This is a genomic window from Parabacteroides vesiculifaciens, from assembly GCF_049860805.1.
In the GTDB taxonomy this organism is placed as follows: Bacteria; Bacteroidota; Bacteroidia; order Bacteroidales; family Tannerellaceae; genus Parabacteroides.
This window is the reverse complement of record NZ_CP187555.1, coordinates 3,579,570-3,596,143: the sequence shown is the minus strand read 5'-3', so window position 1 is coordinate 3,596,143 and position 16,574 is coordinate 3,579,570. Positions and strand designations below refer to the sequence as shown.

Genomic DNA, 16,574 nt, shown 5'->3' with positions numbered 1-16,574 from the left:
GCGGCAGATTAATAAGGGGTGTAGATGACTCCGAGAATTTTCGCCGTATTGTCGGCTGCGGCATGTACATGATGGGCGACGATGGAATCATAGTAGATGCTGTCGCCTTCTTCCAAGATGTAGGTGTTTTTGCCGTAGTTGATTTCGAGGATGCCTTCCAGCACATAGATGAATTCTTCCCCTTCGTGCGTGGAGAGCACGAAATCCACCCCGTCTTCAGTAGGGGCGACATCGATCAGGAACGGTTCCATATGGCGGCCGGACTTGTCTTGCGACAGCGAATGGTATTCCATGTGCTTGCGCGCCTTGCTGTCGTTGTTGCTGAAACCGATGCTGTTCATATCGTTACTGTCTTTCTTGCGGCAGATAACGGGACCCAGTTCGGACTGGTCGTCTAAGAATGTGCCCAGTCGTACGCCTAACACGCGGGCTATCTTGATTAGCGGGGCGAGAGACGGGAAGTCTATATTGCCCTCGATACGTTCTATTTGTTCGATGCCCAGACCTGAGCGTTCGGCTACTTCCTCAGTAGAAAGTTGTTTGGATTCACGGATGCTTTTGATTTTAGCTCCTATGATTTTGTTGTTTCCCATGAGTATTATATGTTTATTGTTTATTGAATCTTTTAATTTGTAACAGAACGGCGCAAAATTACATTAATTTTTCATTAAACAAAGGCATTTGGTAAAAGAAAAAAGGATGATCCCCGTAGAGACCATCCTTTTTGTAACTTCTTGCGAAGAAATTGTTTCTTACTTTCTGATGCCAAGCTCTTTGATGATAGCACGATATCTTTCGATATCTATCTTGATCAGGTAATCCAGTAAACGACGACGTTTACCTACCAACATCTTCAGAGCTCTTTCAGAGCTATGGTCTTTGTGATTAACCTTCAAGTGTTCTGTCAAATGTGCGATACGAACTGTGAACAGTGCGATCTGGCTTTCTGCCGAACCTGTGTTTGTGGCAGATTTACCATACTTTTCGAAAATCTCTTTTTTCTTTGCTGAATCTAAAAACATGATTCTTGTGTACTTTAATAAATTAATACTATGTTATCTAAGCGGGGACAAAGGTAGGTATTCATTTTTGATTGGCAAATTTTTTTATGTATCTTTTTTATTTTGAAGCGTCAATGTCATATACTTCTCGCAAATTTATTGTAATTTTGCGGCCAATAAATTAGTTTTCAATGCAAAAGATTAGAAACATCGCGATTATCGCGCACGTAGACCACGGTAAAACAACGCTCGTGGATAAGATGTTATTAGCCGGTAAGCTCTTCCGTGAAGGACAGGCAGAGCCGGATCAGTTCCTGGACAATAACGACCTGGAACGCGAACGAGGGATTACGATCCTTGCCAAAAATGTCTCTATTAATTATAAAGGTTATAAAGTCAACATTATCGATACTCCGGGACACGCCGACTTCGGAGGTGAAGTGGAGCGTGTATTGAACATGGCCGATGGTTGTCTGTTGCTGGTCGATGCTTTCGAAGGTCCGATGCCGCAGACCCGTTTCGTGCTTCAGAAGGCTATCCAGTTGGGACTGAAACCGATTGTGGTTATTAATAAGGTTGACAAACCGAACTGTCGCCCGGAAGAGGTGCAGGAAATGGTGTTCGACCTGATGTTCAGTCTCGATGCGACGGAAGAACAGCTCGACTTCCCGACTATCTACGGTTCTGCCAAGCAGGGCTGGATGTCGGAAGACTGGAAAGAGCCGAAGGAAGATATTACCGCTTTGCTGGATGCCATCATCCAGTATATCCCGGAACCTAAGGTATTGGAAGGTTCTTCACAGATGTTGATTACCTCCCTGGACTATTCCAAATATGTAGGCCGTATCGCTGTGGGCCGTGTACATCGTGGCGAACTGCGCGAAGGACAGGACATCATGCTTTGCAAGCGTGACGGCTCGATGGTGAAATCGAAGATCAAGGAAATCGACGTGTTCGAAGGGCTGGGGCGTACGAAAGTAGACGCTGTCCAGTCTGGCGATATCTGTGCAATTATCGGTGTGGAAGGTTTCGAAATCGGTGAGACGATTGCCGATGCAAACGATCCGGAACCGCTGCCGACGATCGCTATCGACGAACCGACGATGTCCATGCTCTTTACGATCAACAACTCCCCGTTCTTCGGGAAAGATGGCAAGTTCGTGACATCCCGCCATATCTACGACCGTTTGATGAAGGAATTAGACAAGAACCTCGCCTTGCGTGTGGTTCCGACAGATTCTGCCGATTCGTGGTTGGTGTACGGACGTGGTGTGCTTCACTTGTCTGTCCTGATCGAAACCATGCGTCGTGAAGGCTACGAATTGCAGGTCGGCCAGCCGCAGGTTATTATCAAGGAAATCAACGGCGAGAAATGCGAACCTGTTGAACAGCTGACAGTCAATCTGCCGGAAGAATGTTCCAGCCGTATCATCGATATGGTAACCAAACGTAAGGGTGAAATGACGATGATGGAAAGCAAGAACGACCGTATGCATTTGGAGTTCACGATTCCTTCCCGCGGTATTATCGGCCTGAACAATGCTGTCCTGACTGCATCAGCCGGTGAAGCGATCATGGCGCACCGTTTCCTCGAATATCAACCGTGGAAGGGAGATATCGAACGCCGTACGAATGGTTCTATCATCGCGATGGAAACCGGTACAGCCTATGCGTATGCCTTGAACAACCTGCAATCCCGCGGACGTTTCTTTATCGCTCCCCAGGAAGAAGTATACGCCGGCCAGGTAGTTGGTGAACACACGAAAGACAATGACCTGGTTGTAAATGTAACGAAATCGAAGAAGCTGACGAATATGCGTGCTTCCGGTTCGGACGACAAAGTATCTTTGGCTCCTCCCACGGTGTTCAGCCTGGAAGATGCTTTGGAATATATCAAAGGCGATGAATATGTGGAAATCACCCCGAACAGTATGCGTATGCGTAAGATCATTCTCGACGAACTCGAACGTAAGCGTCAGGGAAGATAAGGGATTGTTTCGAAACAACGATAAATCGAAAAGCCGGAAGTGGCATCCACTTCCGGCTTTTTCTTTATATATTAATGTATAGCCCTTATGGTAAAGACTCTGCATATTTATAAAGCTCGAACACCTGCATGGCGGCATTGAAATCGATGCTTTTCTGCTTAATATAAGTCTGGAGCTCTTTCTTATGCTTTCCGTAAATTTTCAGGAATTGTTTCTCATTTGAGAACTTCTTTTCTTTCCCGTTCTTTTTGATCAGATAGACTTTTATAATCTCTCCGACCCAATCGTCTTCTTTGTCGAGTTGGTGTACGGATGACCCCGGCGTATTCAGGTGCGAGTAAGTGCGGGTAGCCGACGTATTCGATTTGATACCGTAACCAACAGCTTTACCATCATCCAGCAAGCGAGGCTGATAATGGATTTTGAACTCCGGTTCCGTTTGCAGGATTTCTGTCGGGCCGAAGCGGGAAGCCAGAAAGGTGCGCTCGCCAACCTTTACGCTGCCTATCTGTTCCTGTTCGCCAAACAGTTTCAACTGGTTCTCATCTTCTTTGTCGATAAAGACAAATGAACCTTTTACCAGATCGTAATTGGCCGGAACACAAAAGGTGCGTCCATCCTTGTAATAGACATAGGTGTCCTGGAAGTTTTTGAAAAAGAATCTTTTATGTTTTTCCTGTGCAAAAGATCCTCTTGGTAAGCCGATCAGGAATACCGCTAAGAAGAAAAACAAATGTCTCATAATAGCCTCCTTTTTTAAGGTGAATACTTTTTCTATATATTATAGATCGTCTGGAAAATAAATACCCTAACAAAAATAGGTAAATATTGCATGCAAACTCCTTGCCTGCGGGAGAAACGAACTTTTCGTATGTTTTTCTCATGAATTTCGAAGGCATGAGTAATGTCTCTTATGTGGAAGGAAAGTCTTATATTTGCCACCCGAAATGATAAGCTTTACAAATCGATGATGAAGAAAAAAGTATATAAGGCGATTGTATGCCTTTGTTGTGTCGCGACCTCTCTCTATGCTCAGGACCGTGTAGTCGAATTAACAAATCCGGATGAAAGTTGTACAAGTATTGCTGCCGGCAAACTGGCGACGACCGACGGTTCGGTTATGACCTCGCAGACCTGCGACGGGACCTCGCGCACCTGGATGGAGGTTGTGCCTGCTCAAAACTGGCCGGATACGGCAATGCTCGATATCTACTGGGATCTACGTCACACGGAAAGTAAAAACGATCGTTTGGGCGTAAAGCTGAAAGGCTCTATCCCGCAGGCGCCTCATACATACGCTTACCTGAATACCGGTTATCCTTGTATGAACGAGAAACAACTGGCGATGGGAGAAACGACGATTGTCGGACGTAAAGAGCTGCGCAATCCGAAAGGACTGTTCCATATCGAGGATTTGCAGGGAATCGCCTTGCAACGTTGCAGTACGGCACGTGAAGCGGTCTTGTTGATGGGGCGCTTGGCGGAGCAATACGGCTATCGTGACGGCGGGGAATGCCTGACGGTCGCCGATAAAAAAGAACTTTGGTTTTTCGAAATTACGGGTGCTGGGCCGGAAGAGCCGGGAGCTTTGTGGGTCGCCCGGTGCATACCGGACGACCATGTGACGGTTTCGGCCAACACGCCTCGCATCTCCGATGTCGATTTCAAGGACAAGGATAATTATATGTATAGCGAAGGGCTTAAAGAAAAAGCCCGCAAGTTGGGATATTGGGACGGGAAAGAACCTTTTAAGTTTTGGAAAGTTATCCACGAAACAGGGAAGAAGCCTTTTACCATCCGCGACTTTTTTGTTTTGAAAACGCTTGCTCCCTCTTTGGACCTGTCGATGGATATGGAGGAACTTCCTTTGTCTGTCAAGCCCGACCGGCAAGTCTCTTTGGCGGATATGAACCGTCTGCTGCGTGAAACGTACGAGGGTACGGAATGGGATATGACAAAAGATATGATGGTTACGAAGAAGATCAAGGATAAAGATGGAACCGAGCGCGATACGACATATAAAAGCCCGCTGGCCCAAAACTGGATGACGAACGATATGTTTGATTTCCTAAATGCACAGCGCGGTGAAAAGAAGATCGGGAAACAGCGGACGATATCGGTAGTCTGGTGTGCTTATTCATTTGTGATCCAGTGCCGTGACTGGTTGCCGGACGAGGTGGGAGGCGTTTGCTGGTGGTCGGAGGATAATCCGGGCGAGAGTCCCCGTGTGCCGTTGTTTGCCGGGATGACAGACGTCCCCGAAAGTTTTAAGGTTTGTGGACATAAGCGTTATCGTCCGGATGCCGCCCTTTGGACTTACCGCCGTACGAACCGTCTGGCGCAGGTGAGTTGGGGACATGGCCGCAAACTGATCGAGCCTGCCGTCCTCTCCTTCGAGCAGAAGGCGGCAGACGAGATGCCTTTGGTCGAAAACAAAGTATCGGCTCTTATCCGGGAAGGCAAAAAGGAAGAAGCCCGAGCCTATCTTACCCGCTATTCCTTCGATTTTATCTATTCGACCTTGCGTTGCTGGGAAGAAATGGAAGGACAACTTTGGCATAAGTTCGGCCGGGGTTTCTGATCGAGGGAACCCTTTAATGCGAATTCTTTTTGGCTTTCTCCCGCTGCTTTTCGATTTCTTTCCGGTAAGAGAGCGGGTTTATGCCCGTCTTGCTTCTGAAAAAGTAAGAAAAATAGTCGGCCGATTCGAAGTTGAGCTTCATTGCGATGTCCTGGATCGACATTTCCGTACTGCTTAGCAGATCCTTGATCTTGCTGAGCTTCAGTTGTAGCATATATTGATGAGGGGCGATTCCGGTGTATTGTTTGAATGACTTTCTGAAATTGGAATAGCTCATGTTTATGGATTTCGCAATGTCCTCGGGCGTAAACTTGTCGTAAATGTTTTCCCGCATCAGTACGCATGCCTCCTGTATCTTCTGCATGGAGACCGGTCCGTAATCCTGATTCTTGCTAATCGAATAGATCAAGCCGATCGTATGCATCGTAATTCCCGCCAAAACAGCCTGGAACCCAGACTTCTGTGCCCTGGCACAGTCAAGCATTTCCCCGAAATGCTTGACAATCTGGTCATTTATGCCGATATGAAAGATGGGATTTGCGCGGTTAATAATTTCGTTTAGTAATTTTACGAAATAATCACCTTGGAAGGTCACATAATATTCATCCCATCCTACATTGGCGACAGGTTGATAGCTATGCCATTGTCCTGGGAATATGAAGAAAGCGTCTCCTTTTGATATTTTCTTTTCCGAACAATTGATAGAAGAGAAAGTCCCTTCCCCTCTTATGATATAAACCAGTGCGAACTCATCGATAATCCGACCCCGGTCGGGGTTGAACGTGTATCCGATTGGATGGCCTTTAAGGGGATAGTTGTCTTTCGGATCGATAGACTGAAAGCCTATACCGCTGATTGACATTCCCCAGATATTTTCATCATTATTTGTCGGTAAGTACTTTATGACGTTATGTTTGCTGCGATCGAAATCCATTTAGTTTTTCTTTTTGGGTATTTCCGGATAAAATGTTTTTCTGAGTGAAGATTACATTTATCTCTGTTTACAAAGATATTAAATTTATTACATCTGTCAAAAACCGAGGGAAAAATATCATTTTTTCATGATTTTAAAGACAACAAAGGCGGATATTTGTGAAAATAAATATCGTTTAACCTAATAAAGTTTGGAGATTATGAGAAATCGAATTCTATTATTGCTATGTTTCCTATGCGTAGGATTGCAAGCATTTGCCCAGATTTCTATTTCAGGAAAGGTGGTTGATGCAGGAGGTATGGAGCTTCCAGGCGTAAATGTGATGGTAAAAGGAACGACTGTCGGTACATTGACCGATGGCGATGGAAAGTTTACAATTCCTGATGTTCCGGGCGGCAGTAATGCCGTATTGGTATTTTCTTATGTCGGTTTCCAGACACAAGAAATAAAGGTGGGGAATGCCAAGAGTCTGACTGTGAAATTGCAGGAAGACAATATGGCATTGGATGAGGTTGTTGTTGTTGGGTATGGTACATCCCGTAAAAAAGATTTGGCAGGGTCTATTTCCAGTGTTAAATTGGAAGATTCTCCTTTGACACAGTTGGCAAATGTAAATGCTTTGGTGGCTTTGTCAAGTAAGATTCCGGGCTTTAATTATTCTCCGACGACAGATGCCGGTGGTGATAATACGGCTTCAATGACGATTCGTGGTATGAATTCTATTATTACAGGTCCTTCGGAGGCAAGTTTGAACAAACCGTTGTTGGTTGTCGATGGTTCCATCTTTAATGGTAGTATCAATGAAATTGCCATGACAGATGTTGAGTCTATCGATGTCCTGAAAGATGCCAGTTCTGCTGCTATCTACGGTTCACGTTCTGCAAATGGTGTAATTATTATTACAACCAAACGTGGTCGTTCTTCCAAACCGACAGTTAATCTGGATGCTTATTATGGTATTCAGAGTTGGACAAGAAAACCGCAGATGGTAACGGATCAAAGCGAATTTTTGAATCGTCGCCGTGAAGCGATGATTGCTGAGGGTTCAATTGATCCGAGCGTAGGTCTGGATGCTGCACAGTTGCTGAATGCGGAAGAACTGGAAGTTTATAATGCAGGAGGATGGGTTGATTGGATTGATGAGGTATCTCAGAATGCACAGATCCAGAATTATAACCTAAGTATTTCCGGTAATGCTTCGGATAGAGTGAATTACTATCTGTCAGCCGGTTATATGAAACAGGATGGCTTGATTATTGGTGATGACTATAAAAAGTTGACTTTCATGGCAAAAATGGATGCAAAAGTTACTGATTGGTTGACAGTAGGTATGCGTGCATCTTATTATAATGCCTCTAATCCCGGCCAGATTGCAAATATTCAGTCTGCAACATGGCTGTCTCCCTATAGTCATAAGTATGTACGTTATGATGGCTATACTGATTGGTATGAAAGATATGCAAATGGTAATGTTGCCAGTCCGTTCTGGAGTTCTTCCGAAACTACTTCTTATTTGTGGACAGATCGCGAGAAGAAGTATGATAATCTGAATGGAACAGGATTTGTACAGATCGATTTCCCGTTTGTAAAAGGCCTGAGCTATAAGTTTACCATGAATGCGGTAAAGAATACGAATAATGTCGATATGTTTGTAAACCCTCAATATTTTTTAGATACGAGAAAAGTAGAGGAACTGGCTGATCCGTATAAATATACGGTGGAGGCAAATGGTAAATCGGAGATTAACCAGACGTATGCGTGGACAATGGATAATGTGTTTACTTATACGAAAGATTTCGGAAAGAACCATTTGGATGCGATGCTCGGTTATACGCGTGACGCAACTCATCAGAATCAGTTGAAAACTGCTTATAGCGGTTTCAAATTACCGACTGTATTAGGCCCGTACGGACAGAACTTGGCAACGACTCAACAGATTAACAAGACATTGAAGGAATGGCAGAATGTCGGTTATATGGCTCGTGTCAATTATAACTATGCAAACAAGTATTATCTGACGGCAAACTTCCGTCGTGATGGTTTTTCTGGATTTGCAAAAGGTAGTAAATGGGCTAACTTCCCAGGTGTGTCTGCTGCTTGGACATTGTCCCAGGAAGATTTTATGCAGAATGTAATTCCGGGATTGAGTTTTTTGAAGTTGAGAGGATCCTATGGTTTGACCGGTAATCAGAGTATCGAAGCCTATGCTACATTGGCAACAGTCGCTTCCGGTTATACTTGGTATGATGCATCTTCATTGTATATCTATCAGAATTCGTTGGCAAATGAGGAATTGACCTGGGCGACAACTAAAACTGGTAACTTCGGTCTTGATTTCGGATTCTTGGACGGACGTATTTCCGGTTCTATCGATGTTTATAAATCAAAGACAAATGATATGTTACTTAACCGTTCATTGCCTTATATGACCGGTTTTTCGGAAGCAAAGTTTAATGCGGGTGAAGTGATGAATCGTGGGGTCGAACTGGCTTTGAATACAATCAATATAAATGGCGACGGTAAAGATAATTTCCGTTGGGAAAGTGGATTGACTTTCTATCGTAACAAAAATAAGATTGTTCACCTTTTCGGTAAAGATGCTAATGGAGAAGAAGCTAACGATACCGGTAATGCGACAACAAATGGTTATGAAGTTGCTCGTGCATTAGTAATAGGTGAGTCGATTAACGCTGCATGGGACCTGAAAAAGTTAGGCATTTTCCAGTCTCAGGCTGAGATTGACAACTATATAGATGTGAACGGTAATAAGATTCAACCGAATGCTGTACCTGGTGATATCAAATTCCTGGATTATAACGGTGATGGTAAGATCAGTACGGATGACCGTCATTGCATTGGTGATATGGATCCGCTGTTCACGATCAATTTGAGCAATACGTTAAGTTGGAAGAACTTCTCTCTGTATTTCAACTTCCGTTGGGATGCTGGTAATAGTTCTCATTTTATCGGTAGTGACCCGTTTGGTAATTACCATAATACGGCAACGACATCAGGCGCTCAGTTGAAAGTAGCTCCATGGAGTGAGAATAATCCGACAAACGACCATCCGCGCCTGGGGTATGTAAACACTTATTCCTATTATTTCTGGTCTCAACGCCAGTATTTGAAACTGAAAGATTTAAGTCTCTCTTATACATTTGACCAGCCGTGGGTAAAAAAAGCTAATATTCAGAATTTGCGTCTTTATCTGAGTGGTACGGACTTGTTCACTATTACTGGCTGGTCTGGTCTGGATCCTGAAACAGGCGGTACGATTGCTGCAGGTCCTGGTAGTGCTCGTTATGGAAGTAAGCCTGCTTATCGGACAATTACAATTGGTGCTAATATAACATTCTAAAACTGAACGGATATGAAAATCAAAAATATATTATTAGGAACGGTTGTTGGCTCTTTGTCCATGTGTGGATTAGTTAGCTGTGACAATGATTTCCTGGAAGAAAAATCATACGAATATACTTCTTCGACATCTTATAATACACCTGCAGAGTTAGACATGGCGATCGGTTATTTACATGGTCGTATTCAGTACTTGTTTTTTGGCGTATGGGGCAATCATAACTACTTTATGACTGGTATGGGTTTGGATACTTTTGCTGCAACAGACCAGAATTATATTACAAGTAACTGGAAGACGTTTACTCCTGGCGAACCGGGCTATTCACGTCATTGGTATGATAATTTATGCAAGATTGTCCAACAATCAAATGTAATTATCGACGCTATCGATAATCGTGATATCAAATGGGATAGTGACACTCAGAAGAATGAGGTTCGGGCGGAAGCGATCTTCTTCCGTGCATGGGCTCATCGATGCCTGGCTGGAATGTATGGTGACACTCCGATTATGTTGGAACCTGCGCGTTCAGCGAAAGTGGATTATGAACGCTCTCCTCGTATCGATGTGTGGAAACAATGTGCTGAAGATTTCGAATGGGCAGCTCAGAATTTACCGTTGACAACAACGAAAAACGGCCGTATCGTGAAAGCGGCTGCAGACCATATGCTGGCTGAAGTAGCTATTTGTATCGGTGATTATGATAAAGCAATTGCAGCTGCAAAACGTGTGATCGATGGAACAGATGGTGATTATCATCTGATGACGGAACGTTTCGGAACCCGTGCGGGTGAGGCTACAGACCGCTATGGCAATCCTCATAGTTCTTATTGGGACTTGTTCCGTATGGGGAATTTTAATTATCAGGAAGGAAATAAGGAAGCAATCTGGGTCGCTCAATATGATTATGAAGGACGAATCAGCAATACCGGTGGCGGTGGTGTCGTAAGCTGGGGTTCTGCTCCTGCAAAATGCCATATCGAACAGGCTTTTGTTTCCAATTTCTATAACGTGGACAAGAAAAGAACTTTGTCGAATGGTGAAATTATTCAGATATTCGGTTGGGGGGCTGTAACCTTTACAAATAGTAAGGCAGACTATGACGCGAATAAGAATAAGTCGAATGTAGCAACCGACTCGACAGGGTACGGTGGTGGTGGAACTTGCCACCCGACTGAATGGTTCTTGGGTGATCTGTGGAATGGCTGTGGTAGTGATGTTCGTGGCTCTGAAGAGATGATTCAGCGTAATCTGTATCAGTCGGGCGGCAAGCCATGGAGGCAGGCTATTGACGAAGCGAAGGCTTTATATGAATCTAAAAAAGCTGCCGGTGATCCGGATGCCGATCTTTATAAAGTAACGGCTAATGATACGGTCACTCTTTTCCCGCGTATTTGGAAGTTCGGTACGGATAAACATGTAGATGGTGACTATCGCCGATATGATCCGGATTGGTATGTAATTCGTCTGGCTGAGACTTATCTGTTGTTGGCAGAGGCATATTTGAATAAAGGTGATAAGGCAAGTGCGGCAGAAGCTATCAATGTTGTTCGTGCCCGCGCCAAAGCTCCGTTGTGTACGGCTGCTGATGTGACGTTAGACTATATTTTGGATGAACGTGCCCGTGAACTGTATGGTGAAGAGCATCGTGCGGTAACATTGTCCCGTTTGTCAACTAAGGAAAATCCGATTTTAGTAGAGCGTACACGTAAATATGGATATCGTTTCCCGGCCGCAACAAACGAACTGAAGGGTGCAGGTCCTAATATTCAGAATTATCAATGGCAATATCCAATACCATTACAGGTAATCGAAGCGAACTCGGGTGCGAATTTCCCGCAGAATGAAGGGTATTAATCTGAACTATCAAACTAATAAAGGCCCGGAGGCAGAAAAGCTTCCGGGCTTTTACTTTGTATCGGATTTAGGCGGTACGGATAAATCCATAATACCAATAGGTGTTTCCGTATTTTTGGCGGAGTATATGATCCGTATTCGGACGCTGCGACATCAGTACGCCGAAATCTTCGAAAGCCTGCCTGCAGGTTGGGCTAACCGGGTAGTTGCGGGTGGCCTCCAAATGAGGGAACATGAGGTCAACCACTAATAGGGCTTCTTGATAATGAACCGGTATCGTTTCACTGTGTGGAAAGTATTGTCGGAATAAATTATAGAATCCTTTCAGGTCTTTGCCCAAAAGGACGCCACATAACAGATAGTCGAGCGCTTTGCGGTTGGTGGTATCGGCTTTTACTGCTTGTGTCAGAAGAATAAGAGGAGAAGATGCGTCGATAATGAAATCTTCCTTGTAGGCTTCTTTGAATGTTGTTAGAGAGGTGGAGAACCGTTTGCTCCGTTCTTTTATCCATTGATTATGGCAGGTGGAGGTTTGTAAGATGTCCATATATTTCTGGGCCAGGGAAAGATTCCCGAATTCTGTTTGCCAGTCGATCATCCTTCTGAGTCGGGAGAAAGAAAGGCCTTGCGGGGACATGGCATTTGCTTGTGCAAGTTGATGGAGAGCTTCGTGTTTCAGTCCGAGGGCATAGGCGAAAAGGCTGTTGAAATTAGCTCCGTCCAATTCGTTTGCCGGAAAATAGATGCGGTCTGCCGATTGTACCGGATAGTGGAAGAGTTGTTCCGGCAGGATGCCTTCCTCACTAAGGGCAAGCATCAGGTAAGGATGATAATAGGCTTCGCTAATGTTACAGGTATGGATTGTTTGCAGTACCTGGTCCCATTGTTGTTCTTCCGCATGCCGTTGTATAGCCAGGCGTTTCTCCCTTTCCCGATTAGGGGAGGAGTAAATGCTGTAACAGCTGAATGCGATTAACAGAAGAGGGAATGCGAAGGAAACATAGCGGTTTCCTTTCCGGTCGGAGAGGAAGACGGAGCAGAGCGGAATCAGGAACAAGGCATAATATACGTAAACATATCGCATTCCATATTCCGGGTTGATGAATGTGTACAACTGATTGGTCGGGGTGTAATAAATAAAATTTTGCCATAATAGAGGCCATGCGGCAACGAGTACCAGGCTTATAGCCGGTAATACAGGAAAGTCTTTTTGTTTGAAGAAAATACGTTCGAAAACAACTCCATACAGATATAACAAGAGTAAGCTGTTTTCTGGTAAAAGAAGATACAAGAAAGGAACAGCGATCAAAGCGCTGATATGCCGTATGACTTTGTTTCGGAGGAAAAGGTAAAAAGCGAGTGTCAGAAGGAACAGATTGTATTGTAATAGTGTAGATAAGTTCCAGGCATATTGATAGATACAGAACATAATAACCGGAATGATGATTACCCATCTATGCTGTGTGGCTTTCCATTGCCGCAAGTAGAGTAGGGTAATAGCTGCAGTAATCAGAAGTAAACTTGTTTCCACGAAAAGTCCCAGTGAGAATGGGTGGTAGAACTGGGACAAAAAATTAGTTAGCAGACTGTTCCAGCCTGCTGGAGCAAGTAGATAACCTGTCAGGTAGTCGTTTGTCGTCAGGAATAATCCACCTGCTTCTTGATAACGAATATATTCGGGATAGAACATATATTCGATAATGAGTGCATAAATACTTGACAGGATCAGAAGTATGATGTTTTCTTTTTTCATTTTTATGTATGTTTTAATCGGTTACGGTATGATCCAGCCGGGATCTGGTGATTGTGATTTTATCCTTGATAAATTCCGGGATGTTGAATGACTTCATCCGGAGGTTGTTTTCGTCAGGATCTTTCTGCGGGAGCAGGAACGGTTTACTGAACTTTCCGTTTTCATTTAGGTGGGCGATAAAGAAACGGGTATAAAGTCCGTCTAAACGCCGGCTGCTGAATATGATCCATTTTCCGTTTGAAGACCAGGAGTGATAGCTTTCCACGTCCGGGCTGTTCAGTATATCGGTATTTACGGAAGCAGAATCTTGTAAAGATATCATTTTCAGATCTGCTTTCTTATGCCAAATAGGGAAAGTTGCATAATCCGATTCGGTGAAAAGCAGATATTGATTGTCTGGTGAGATGCGGGGAAATGAAGCGCTTTTATTGTGTGCTGTATAGATCGTGTCTATCGTTTCTCCGAAAGAACCGCTATCTGGATCAAAGGAGACACTGCAAATGGAGTACCTGACCTCTCTCAACCTTTTGGGTAATTGTTTGGCAGGAGCCGTACAATAATATAGGCGTTTCCCGTCAGGAGCCCATGCAGGAAATGTTTCGAAAGATTCCGGACCGTTGAAACGAGGATCTGTTGTGACTGTGTTACGGACCGGATCATATAGTATCAGGTCTGATTCCAGATCGTAGACCTCTATAAGGTTCGGATTTCGGCTATAAAAAGACTGACGTGTGGTATTGGTTGAAAAAATAATGTATTTGCCGGATGGATGCCAATGGGGATAAGTTCCTTCTTTGGACGATCCGAGTTGCGATAATTGCACTTTGACGGGCTGGTTATTTTTAATGATGATTGTCCCTCCCGGAGTAGTCCGTGCATGAAACATGAAATCGGTAGGTGAATAATTACAGAATGAATGACAATTGACACATCCTTTTTCAGTCATATTACTGGAAATGATAATTTCTTCTTTGAAACAATTTAAGGCTCTTTGTCGTATATCCATTTCATGCCATGATTCGTAACCAGGCTCGATCAGTCGGTAGGCAATATATGGATCGATAGAGTCTGTGGTAATATAAATAGGAAAAGATTTGTATTGTACACCTTCCGGATAAGAATTGTTCCAAATAGATATGGATATATCTATTTGTTTTCCAATATTATGAGATATTATATGCTGCCATTTCTTTAAGGGTATATCAATTTTGTTTTTCCCTTCAATGCTAAATAAGGGTTGGTTTTTATTGAAAAAAACAGCTTTTATGTGAGAAGAATTCTTGACTGTAAAGTTTAAAGGTGCAATATTGACAGGAATACTTATTCCTTTGTAATCCGGAAAGATATCCGGATAGGTATTTTCCTGTTTTGATGCGACTCTGTTTTCGGTGCATCCGGTGTAGAGGAAGAAGGCTAATAAAGAAAATAATAATTGTTTCATATCTCGTCCTGTTAATAATAGCACTTTGCAAAGATGTATCAAATTTTTAATTATAAATATCAAAAGCATAGATAAAATCTCTGCGAACGTAAATATTTTTGTCCTTTGTGAAAGACACATGGGAAGATGCATTAATCTTATTTATGTAAATACCGTATTATGATGAACAGATACAAATTCTTTATTCTTTGCCTCGGCTTGATGTGCGCGTTGCACTTGCCGGCTAAAGATTACTATGCCACGGACTTCGGTGTGAGAGCGGATGGCAAGACCTTGAATACGAATTCCATTCAGAAAGGGATCGATTTTGTGAACGAACAGGGTGGGGGACGGCTGGTCTTTACTGCCGGCAATTACCTGACGGGGTCTATTTACCTGAAATCGAATGTGACGCTCCACCTCGAAGAAGGGGCGACTTTACTCGGATCGACCAATCCCTGGGATTACGAGAAAGATTCGTATATTCGTTGGATGTCCATGATATTCGCAGTCAAACAACAGAACATCGGTATAACAGGAAAGGGAACGATTAACGGGCGCGGCTTTCAAACCGCCAACAATATGGTGGACTACATCCAGCGGGGTATCTACGAAGACCCTCTGAAACTGGGTCGTCCGAATGAGACGAACCGTCCGCAGAACATCTATTTCCGCGAATGCGAGAATGTGACGATCAAGGATATCACCCTGCGGGACCCGGCAAGTTGGAACCAGACCTACGACCAATGCAAGAACCTGTATGTAGACGGCATACACGTCGATAGCAAATCCTACTGGAACAACGACGGGATCGATGTTGTGGACTGTGACGGCGTCGTGTTGAAAAACTCTTTTCTCGATGCGGCGGATGATGCCCTTTGTTTCAAATCGCATGATGCCAACAGCATGTGCCAGAATGTGGTGGTCGAGAACTGCGTAGGCCGTTCGAGTGCCAGCGGGTTGAAGTTCGGGACCGTGTCGCGTGGCGGTTTTCGTAATTTCAAGGTGAAGAATATCAAGATATACGATACGTATCGTTCGGCCATCACATTTGCCGCGGTCGACGGCGCCCTGATCGAGAACATTGAAGTGGACGGCGTGCGCTCCATCCATACCGGAAATGTCATTTACCTCCGTATCGGTGACCGCTGGAGTGCCGGAAAGAAACCGGTCATGAAAAATATTACGATCAAGAATGTCTATGCCGAGATCCCGATGGATAAACCGGATGCCGGATATAATTACGAAGGGCCGATCGAAGACCTTCCGCGCAATATCTCGCCCGCCAGCATTGTCGGGTTGCCGGGCTATAAGATTCAGAACGTAACGCTTCAGAACATCGAGATCGTCTCTCCCGGAGGCGGTAATCCTTACTATGCTTACCGGGGACTGACTCCGGCCGAGCTGGACAGCATTCCTGAAATGGCAACCTCTTATCCGGAGTTCTCGCAGTTTAAGGAATTGCCGGCCTGGGGGTTCTATATCCGCCATGCCGAGGGAATCACTTTCGATAATGTGACTTTCAAGGCTTTAAAAAAAGATTACCGTCCTGCAATTGTAACGGATGATGCGGAGGGGGTTACACTTAAGAATGTCCGGTTCATAGAGCCGGAAAGCGAGGGTAAAGAACAAATATTCCCCTATAAGTCGAAAATAGTAAAGTAGTAACCGATGTTCGCGGAGCA

11 protein-coding genes are annotated in these 16,574 nt (G+C 44.2%); 5 read left to right on the top strand and 6 right to left on the bottom strand.

Annotated features, from left to right (window positions below; translation table 11 throughout):
* Positions 1 to 8 precede the first annotated feature (8 nt).
* Together ACPYIV_RS14375 and rpsO are read right to left on the bottom strand one after the other, a co-directional pair.
* A complete protein-coding gene (locus ACPYIV_RS14375) occupies positions 9 to 593 on the bottom strand; it encodes a helix-turn-helix domain-containing protein (protein ID WP_293732972.1) in 585 nt (194 codons plus the stop codon).
* Between the two features lie 159 nt (positions 594 to 752).
* Positions 753 to 1,022 carry a 30S ribosomal protein S15 gene (gene rpsO, locus ACPYIV_RS14370; protein WP_293732971.1) on the bottom strand — a complete coding sequence of 90 codons (270 nt, stop codon included), beginning with the start codon at positions 1,020 to 1,022 and terminating at the stop codon, positions 753 to 755.
* A gap of 170 nt (positions 1,023 to 1,192) precedes the next feature.
* Here rpsO and typA point away from each other — a divergent pair, with 170 nt between their 5' ends.
* On the top strand, positions 1,193 to 2,989 hold the full coding sequence (gene typA / locus ACPYIV_RS14365) for a translational GTPase TypA (protein WP_293732970.1): 1,797 nt from the start codon (positions 1,193 to 1,195) through the stop codon (positions 2,987 to 2,989).
* Between the two features lie 85 nt (positions 2,990 to 3,074).
* On the opposite strand, the gene ACPYIV_RS14360 is transcribed toward typA, so the two are convergent.
* Entirely contained in the window at positions 3,075 to 3,731 is a 657-nt protein-coding gene (locus ACPYIV_RS14360; RefSeq protein ID WP_293732969.1) for a hypothetical protein, read from the bottom strand.
* A 228-nt stretch (positions 3,732 to 3,959) separates the two neighbouring features.
* Between ACPYIV_RS14360 and ACPYIV_RS14355 the strand changes: the two genes are divergently transcribed.
* Positions 3,960 to 5,570 carry a dipeptidase gene (locus ACPYIV_RS14355; protein ID WP_425886526.1) on the top strand — a complete coding sequence of 537 codons (1,611 nt, stop codon included), beginning with the start codon at positions 3,960 to 3,962 and terminating at the stop codon, positions 5,568 to 5,570.
* Between the two features lie 13 nt (positions 5,571 to 5,583).
* Here ACPYIV_RS14355 and ACPYIV_RS14350 read toward each other — a convergent pair whose 3' ends face one another.
* Entirely contained in the window at positions 5,584 to 6,504 is a 921-nt protein-coding gene (locus ACPYIV_RS14350; protein WP_425883641.1) for an AraC family transcriptional regulator, read from the bottom strand.
* Between the two features lie 199 nt (positions 6,505 to 6,703).
* Between ACPYIV_RS14350 and ACPYIV_RS14345 the strand changes: the two genes are divergently transcribed.
* Complete coding sequence (locus ACPYIV_RS14345) at positions 6,704 to 9,862, top strand: SusC/RagA family TonB-linked outer membrane protein (protein WP_425883639.1); 3,159 nt, start codon at positions 6,704 to 6,706, stop codon at positions 9,860 to 9,862.
* Positions 9,863 to 9,874: 12 nt separating this feature from the next.
* Entirely contained in the window at positions 9,875 to 11,716 is a 1,842-nt protein-coding gene (locus tag ACPYIV_RS14340; protein ID WP_425883637.1) for a RagB/SusD family nutrient uptake outer membrane protein, read from the top strand.
* A gap of 67 nt (positions 11,717 to 11,783) precedes the next feature.
* On the opposite strand, the gene ACPYIV_RS14335 is transcribed toward ACPYIV_RS14340, so the two are convergent.
* Entirely contained in the window at positions 11,784 to 13,469 is a 1,686-nt protein-coding gene (locus ACPYIV_RS14335; RefSeq protein ID WP_425883635.1) for a DUF6057 family protein, read from the bottom strand.
* A 13-nt stretch (positions 13,470 to 13,482) separates the two neighbouring features.
* On the bottom strand, positions 13,483 to 14,415 hold the full coding sequence (locus ACPYIV_RS14330; RefSeq protein WP_425883633.1) for a TolB family protein: 933 nt from the start codon (positions 14,413 to 14,415) through the stop codon (positions 13,483 to 13,485).
* A 657-nt stretch (positions 14,416 to 15,072) separates the two neighbouring features.
* On the opposite strand from ACPYIV_RS14330, the gene ACPYIV_RS14325 reads away from it, so the two are divergent.
* A complete protein-coding gene (locus ACPYIV_RS14325) occupies positions 15,073 to 16,554 on the top strand; it encodes a glycoside hydrolase family 28 protein (protein ID WP_293732961.1) in 1,482 nt (493 codons plus the stop codon).
* The last annotated feature ends 20 nt before the right edge of the window (positions 16,555 to 16,574 follow it).